6 protein-coding genes are annotated in these 5,857 nt (G+C 66.0%); 2 read left to right on the top strand and 4 right to left on the bottom strand.

The window, feature by feature from the left end; translation table 11 throughout:
- Positions 1 to 430: 430 nt before the first annotated feature.
- The gene (locus RYL44_RS09755; RefSeq protein WP_314975857.1) at positions 431 to 1,270 is read right to left on the bottom strand and encodes an aldo/keto reductase; all 840 of its coding nucleotides are present in this window, start codon (positions 1,268 to 1,270) and stop codon (positions 431 to 433) included.
- A gap of 42 nt (positions 1,271 to 1,312) precedes the next feature.
- Between RYL44_RS09755 and RYL44_RS09750 the strand changes: the two genes are divergently transcribed.
- A complete protein-coding gene (locus RYL44_RS09750; RefSeq protein ID WP_314975856.1) occupies positions 1,313 to 2,617 on the top strand; it encodes a M18 family aminopeptidase in 1,305 nt (434 codons plus the stop codon).
- Positions 2,618 to 2,780: 163 nt separating this feature from the next.
- Here the strand turns inward: RYL44_RS09750 and RYL44_RS09745 are convergent, their stop codons facing one another.
- From RYL44_RS09745 to RYL44_RS09735, 3 genes are all read right to left on the bottom strand, one after another.
- Positions 2,781 to 3,212, bottom strand: coding sequence for an Ohr family peroxiredoxin (locus RYL44_RS09745; RefSeq protein ID WP_314975855.1), 432 nt, complete (start codon positions 3,210 to 3,212; stop codon positions 2,781 to 2,783).
- 107 nt (positions 3,213 to 3,319) lie between these two features.
- The gene (locus RYL44_RS09740) at positions 3,320 to 3,841 is read right to left on the bottom strand and encodes an NUDIX domain-containing protein (RefSeq protein ID WP_314975854.1); all 522 of its coding nucleotides are present in this window, start codon (positions 3,839 to 3,841) and stop codon (positions 3,320 to 3,322) included.
- An 18-nt stretch (positions 3,842 to 3,859) separates the two neighbouring features.
- Positions 3,860 to 5,434 (bottom strand): aspartate:alanine exchanger family transporter, encoded by a 1,575-nt coding sequence (locus RYL44_RS09735; RefSeq protein ID WP_314975853.1) that lies wholly within the window; start codon positions 5,432 to 5,434, stop codon positions 3,860 to 3,862.
- A gap of 114 nt (positions 5,435 to 5,548) precedes the next feature.
- On the opposite strand from RYL44_RS09735, the gene RYL44_RS09730 reads away from it, so the two are divergent.
- Positions 5,549 to 5,857 (top strand): DUF2510 domain-containing protein (locus RYL44_RS09730; RefSeq protein WP_314975852.1); only part of this gene is annotated, 309 nt, incomplete at its 3' end.

The following is a 5,857-nucleotide window of genomic DNA, read 5'->3' as shown; positions in this document are numbered from 1 at the left end:
AATTGCAACGACGTCAGTTCATGGTTTGAAGTAACCGCAAGGGAATTACGTGCGAAATTGCTAGGCGGTGAGCGATGAGCACGCTAGCGACGAACAGCGACAAGCCCCGCCCGATTGGAGGCCGCCGCAGGGCCTGCAGGGCCTTGCCGCGGTGCCGGTGGGCGGCAGCAGGGCCCGAGCCAAACATAAGTCGCACGTAATTTAACACGGTCAGTTTTAGAGAACACCTCAAAACGTTGCAATCCCAACGATGTGAATTCAACATTTGAAATACACGTAGGGGAATTACGTGCGACATTGATGCGCAGCGGGCGGGCGGGTCGCCGACCGCCGGCACACACAGCGGCCGGACCCGACGGCGCCGGGAAAACCCCTGGCGCCGCAAGCACCGCCGGAGATCAGGTGGCACCGCAAGCACCGGCCCAACCAGTCAGAACTCCTCGTAGTACTCCGGGTTCTGGTCGGCCTGGCGACCGTCGGGGCGACCGAGGGCACTAATCGCCGCCATTTGTTCAGAAGACAGCGAGAACGAGAAAATGTCGAAGTTCTCGCGCTGGCGCTCAGGGTGACCGGACTTGGGCAGGGGCAGGGCGCCGAGCTGGTAGTGCCAGCGCAGGATGAGGCGCGACGGGGACACGCCTGCCTCGGCGGCCAGGGCGACGATCGCGGGGTCTTCGACGATGCGCCACTTGCGGCCCAGCGGGCTCCACGACTCGGTGAGCACACCAATCTGCGAGTGGTAGGCCAGTGCGCAGGCCTGCGGGAAGTAGGGGTGCAGTTCGATCTGGTTGACGCTGGGGTATTCGCCGGTTTCGGCGTGCACGCGGTCGAGGTGTTCGGGCAGGAAGTTGCACACGCCGACGGAGCGGATGAGGCCGCGGTCGCGCGCGTCTAGCAGGGCTTGGAAGGCCTCGACGTAGAGGCCGCGTTTGGGGTTGGGCCAGTGGATCAGGTACATGTCCCAGTAGTCCAGGTCGGCGCGCATGAGGGATTCCTCGACGGTGTAGATGGCTTCGTCGTAGCGCTGGTGACGTCCGGGGAGTTTGGAGACGAGGCGCAGCTCCTCTCGGGGTACGCCGCAGCGGCGTACGGCCGCGCCGAGGGCACCCTCGTTCTCGTAGTTGAAGGCGCTGTCCAGCATCCGGTAGCCGGCGTCGACGCCAGAAACTATCGCAGATACGCCCGAGGTGCCGCGCAGGTTGTAGGTGCCCAGTGCGATCGCGGGAACGTCCAGGCCGTCGGACAGGGTGTATGCGGGATTCTCACTCATGAGTCAAGCATAGGCGACGCGGAGCGTCCTACCATGGGGGTTATGGCACAGCTTGAACTGGACGAAGTCCACGCGAACGCGGTGGACTATCAGCATTTCCTTCTTGATTCTCCTTCCCCTTATCACGCGGCCGAGGTCGTGGCGCAGCGACTGGTCGACGCTGGGTTTACGCGCGTCGATGAGAAGGGCGCGTGGGATGCGTCCCCGGGAGGTCACGTGATGGTGCGCGGTGGCGCGGTGGCCGCGTGGTTCGTGCCCGAGACGGTCGCCGATGACGCGGGTTTCCGTATCGTGGGCGCGCATACGGATTCGCCGGCGTTTTCGGTGAAGCCGTCGGTGCAGTCGACGACGCCGGATGGCTGGGGCCAGATTGACGTCGAGGTGTACGGCGGCATGATGTGGAATTCGTGGCTGGATCGCGAGTTGACGCTGGCGGGTCGCCTGGTTTTGACGAATGGCGAGGTCATTCTGGCTCGTACTGGTCCGATTGCGCGTATCCCGCAGCTGGCGATCCACCTGGATCGTGAGGTGAATCCGGTGGGGTTGAAGCTGGATCCGCAACAGCACCTGCATCCGGTGTGGACGGTGGATAACCCGACCGGCAGCGTGTTGGAGATTGTCGCTCGCACGGCGGGCCTGGAGGATGCTTCCCAGATCGCGGCCTTTGACCTGATTTTGACCCCCAGCCAGGGGCCGGGTTTTTTCGGGGACAAGGGACAGTTCGTGGCCGCCTCGCGTCAGGACAATCTGTCGAGTGTGCATCCGGGCCTGGTGGCTCTGGAGCGTCTGGCAGCTGAGGGTGCCCCGGAAGGCGGGGATGTCACGGTGTTCATGTGCTTCGATCACGAGGAGGTGGGTTCGGGATCGCGCACGGGCGCGGCCGGCCCGATCTTGGAGACGGTGTTGCGCCGCACGGCGACAGCACTGGGCCGCGATGAGGATGGCTTCGAGCGGATGCTGGCGGCTTCGTCGTGTGTGAGTGCAGACGCGGCGCATTCGGTGCATCCGAACTACGCGGGCCATCACGATCCGGATAACCGCCCGGTGATGGGGAGAGGCCCGGTCATCAAGATCAATTCGAAGCAGCGTTACGCGACGGACGGCGAGGGCATTGCCTTGTGGAATCGGGCGTGCGCGGCGGCGGGTGTGCCTTCGCAAAGTTTCGTGGGCAACAACGCGATGCCATGTGGTACGACGATCGGCCCGATCACGGCGTCCCGCCTGGGGATTTTGACGGTGGATGTGGGCGTGGGCTTGTTGTCGATGCATTCGGCTCGCGAGATGAGCCATATCGATGACCTGCTGACGCTGTCGAAGGCGCTGGGCGCGTACTGGCGCGGCGCCTGAGCGCCCGGCTCACCCGCGCCCGACAAGCCCGAAGGGCGCAGCCGTGCGCGCGGCAAGCCCGGCGGCACCCGGGCACCTGACGCGCGAGCACGCCTGAGCGCATGAAGAAACCCCAGCCTCGTCCATTCGACGAGGCTGGGGTTCTTTCGTCTGTCGGGTGTCCTCAGAAGGATGCAACGGCGGTGACGGTGACGGGCACGTTGCCGCGCGTGGCCTTGGAGTAGGGGCACAGCTGGTGGGCGCGCTCGACGAGGGCTTGGGCGCGGTCGAGGTCGACGCCGGGGATGAGCACCTTGATGTCGGCGGTGAGGGCGAAGGAGTCGCCCTCGGGGCCAAGCCCGATGGTGGTGCGCACGACGGAGTCGGTGGTGTCGATGCCCAGTTCCTTGGCGGCCAGGCCCATGGCGCCCTGGAAGCAGGCGCCGTAGCCCATGGCGAAGAGGGCTTCGGGGTTGGCGCCGTCGCCGGGTCCGCCCAGTTCCTTGGGTGCGCGCATGATGTGGGTGATGCCGAGCGCGGGGACGGAGGAGGTGCCGGCGCGGCCACCCGTGGAGTCGGCGGTGACTGAGTATGCAATCTTGCTAGGTGTATCCATGCCCCCATTCCACCACTAGGACTTCAGTCCCGCAAGGGGTTTGACAGGAACACAAGTCGTTTCGGGCGCGGGGACGAGGCCGGGGCACGCGCGCGGGCAACGCCGCGTCAGGTGGTGAGGAAGTCTGCGTCGGGGCGGCCGCTCAGAGCTTTGGCGACGACACGGCGGAAACGGGCGTTCATGGGCGGGAGCTGGTCGCCGCGGAAGAACGCGGTCTCGCTGTTTTCGCCGTCGGCGGGGGTGGGTTCGCCGCTCACCCACTGCGCTGCGAAGGCGACGTCCAGGTAGGTGGTGACGTCGCCGTTGTAGTAGGTGACAGGGCCGACGACTTCGACGGAGAGGAGGCGGCGCACATCGATGCGCACGTCGGCCTCCTCCAAGGCCTCGCGGGCGGCAGCAATCGCGGGTTCCTCGCCCGGGTCAACGATGCCGGTCACGGGAGTCCAGGCGCCGTTATCGGAGCGGCGCACGCACAGGATGTCGACGGCTTCGGGCGCGATGGGGCGCTCCCAGTCGATCGGCGGGCAGCCGGGGGCCGGGCGCAGGATAACGACGGTCGTGCCGGGCATCCACAGGGGCGCGTGGCCGACGTGTCGGCGCAGCTCAAGGACAAAGTCTGGGGTAGCCATGGCCCTAGTGTACGGCGCTCACAGGAACGAAGTGATCATCGGCAAGAGCAGTATCTTGACGATGATCGCGAAAGCGAAAAGGGTCGCGTAGGCCGCCTCGATGCGCTCGTCGGTGACGCGGGCATCCGCGGCTTGGAGCACGGCCGGCTGTCCGAGGAAGCCGGCGACACCGCCGGCGGCGCGCGGCGCAGACAGGCCGATAAACTTCGCGCCGAGAGCCTGGACGCCGCAGCACACGACGACCATGACGGCGGCGAGGACGGCGGCGCGCCAACCGTCAGGGCTGCCGAGCAGGCTCGCAAACTGCGGGCCTGCGTTGAGGCCGAGAGCCGCGAGGAAAAGCATGAGGCCAATCTGACGGATCGTCAGGTTCGCCGCGGCGGGCAGGGTCCACACGAGCGGACCCGTGCGGCGCAGAGCACCCAGCAACATGCCGACGATCAACGGGCCAGCTGCGGCGCCCAGCTGGAATCCCTGTCCGCCGGGCAGCGGGAAGGACACGATACCCAGGAGCAGACCGAGGACCAGGCCGATGCCGAACGCCATGCCGTCAACCTCGGCGACGCGCCGCTCAGAGTCACCCAGCCACTGCGCGATGTCGTCGAGCTCATCCGTGGGGACGACGACAGCGACGTGGTCGCCGAGCTGCAGGTCGAGGTCGTCACGAGCCAGGAGGTCCAGGTCGCCTCTACGCACTCGTGTGATGACGGCTCCGAATCGCTTCGTAACGTTGAGTTCCGACACGCTTCGCCCTGCGACGTCAGGGTTAGAGACGACGATACGTTCAAACGCCAGGTCGGACCGATCATCCTCGAGGTTATGGTCGAGGATTTCGCCGACCAGGGGAGCGGCGTCTTTGATCGACGCGGGGTCGCCAACCATGACGACATGGTCGCCTGGCAGAAGGTCTTCGCCGGGCGCGATGACGCGCGTACGATCACCGCGGCGCAGGTAGGACAGACGCACGCGCTGCTCGCGCCACGCGGTGATGTCACGCGTGTTGATCTGCTTGGAGATATGAACGCTGACAGCCTCGAGCGACGCACCCGCGAGGGAGGGCGTGTCCTTGGGACCCAGCCACTTCCTCGTGACGGTGATCGTCACGATGAGAATGCCCCCGATGACGCCGATCGGATAGCCGAACGCATAACCGACGGCTGCGTTCGCGTCGCCCGTGAGCCGCGTCGCCGTATCCAGGGCGGGCGCCGCCGTCAATGCTCCCGTGAAGAGGCCCGAGGCGAGGCCAGAGGACAGGCCGAGAAGGCGACCACCGACGAGAGTAATAACTGCACCAACGACGCAGACGAGCGTGGTGAGGGCCAGGAGGTTCGTCTGCTTGCGCAGGTCCTGAAAGAACGTCGCACCAGCGGAAATGCCGACGCAGTACACGAAGAATGCGAGGCCCATTGACTGGACGATCGACATGTGCGTGCTGACAACCTCGGGATGGATGGCGGAGACCGTCAGACCAACGAAGAGAGCACCCGCCGCACCGAAACGAAGGGGACCGATCCGGATCGCCCCAATCGCCGCGCCCAACGCGACGACGACAAACAGCGCGAGCAGGGGTGACGACGAAAAGAGAGCTGCCATGCCTTTCAGGGTACCTGTCACCCCGCACGGCAGGCGTGATGTCCCGAACGAATACCTCGTTATAACGCTCACGACGATGGGTATAGACTGCTTTCAGAAACTGAAAGGACGGTCATGTCGCAACCAGTACCCGGATGGTACCCAGATCCCGCTGGCAGCCAGCGCCTGCGCTGGTGGAACGGTGGGCAGTGGATCGACCAGTACCAGCCCATGCCCGGCGTCACCGTGCAGGGTGCGCCCGCCCAGCACGGTACGCCCACCCCGAACAACCAGCAGGGCGTCCCCGGACCGCGCTTCCAGCAGGGCGTGCCAGGTCCCCAGGGCCAACCCCAGCAGCGCCAGCAGGGCGTGCCAGGCCCCCAGGGCCTACCCCAGCAGCGCCAGCAGGGCGTGCCAGGCCCCCAGGGCCTACCCCAGCAGCGC

The sequence above is a fragment of the Actinomyces bouchesdurhonensis genome, assembly GCF_963540955.1.
Taxonomy (GTDB): Bacteria; Actinomycetota; Actinomycetes; order Actinomycetales; family Actinomycetaceae; genus Pauljensenia; species Pauljensenia bouchesdurhonensis.
Note: the sequence above shows the minus strand (reverse complement) of the source record. Positions and strands in the feature narration are given on the sequence as shown.

What these genes read in the sequence shown, in the direction of transcription:
- RYL44_RS09755 (WP_314975857.1), bottom strand. Translation starts at nt 1,270, where the DNA reads ATGAGTGAGAATCCCGCATACACCCTGTCCGACGGCCTGGACGTTCCC.
- RYL44_RS09750 (WP_314975856.1), top strand. Translation starts at nt 1,313, where the DNA reads ATGGCACAGCTTGAACTGGACGAAGTCCACGCGAACGCGGTGGACTAT.
- RYL44_RS09745 (WP_314975855.1), bottom strand. Translation starts at nt 3,212, where the DNA reads ATGGATACACCTAGCAAGATTGCATACTCAGTCACCGCCGACTCCACG.
- RYL44_RS09740 (WP_314975854.1), bottom strand. Translation starts at nt 3,841, where the DNA reads ATGGCTACCCCAGACTTTGTCCTTGAGCTGCGCCGACACGTCGGCCAC.
- RYL44_RS09735 (WP_314975853.1), bottom strand. Translation starts at nt 5,434, where the DNA reads ATGGCAGCTCTCTTTTCGTCGTCACCCCTGCTCGCGCTGTTTGTCGTC.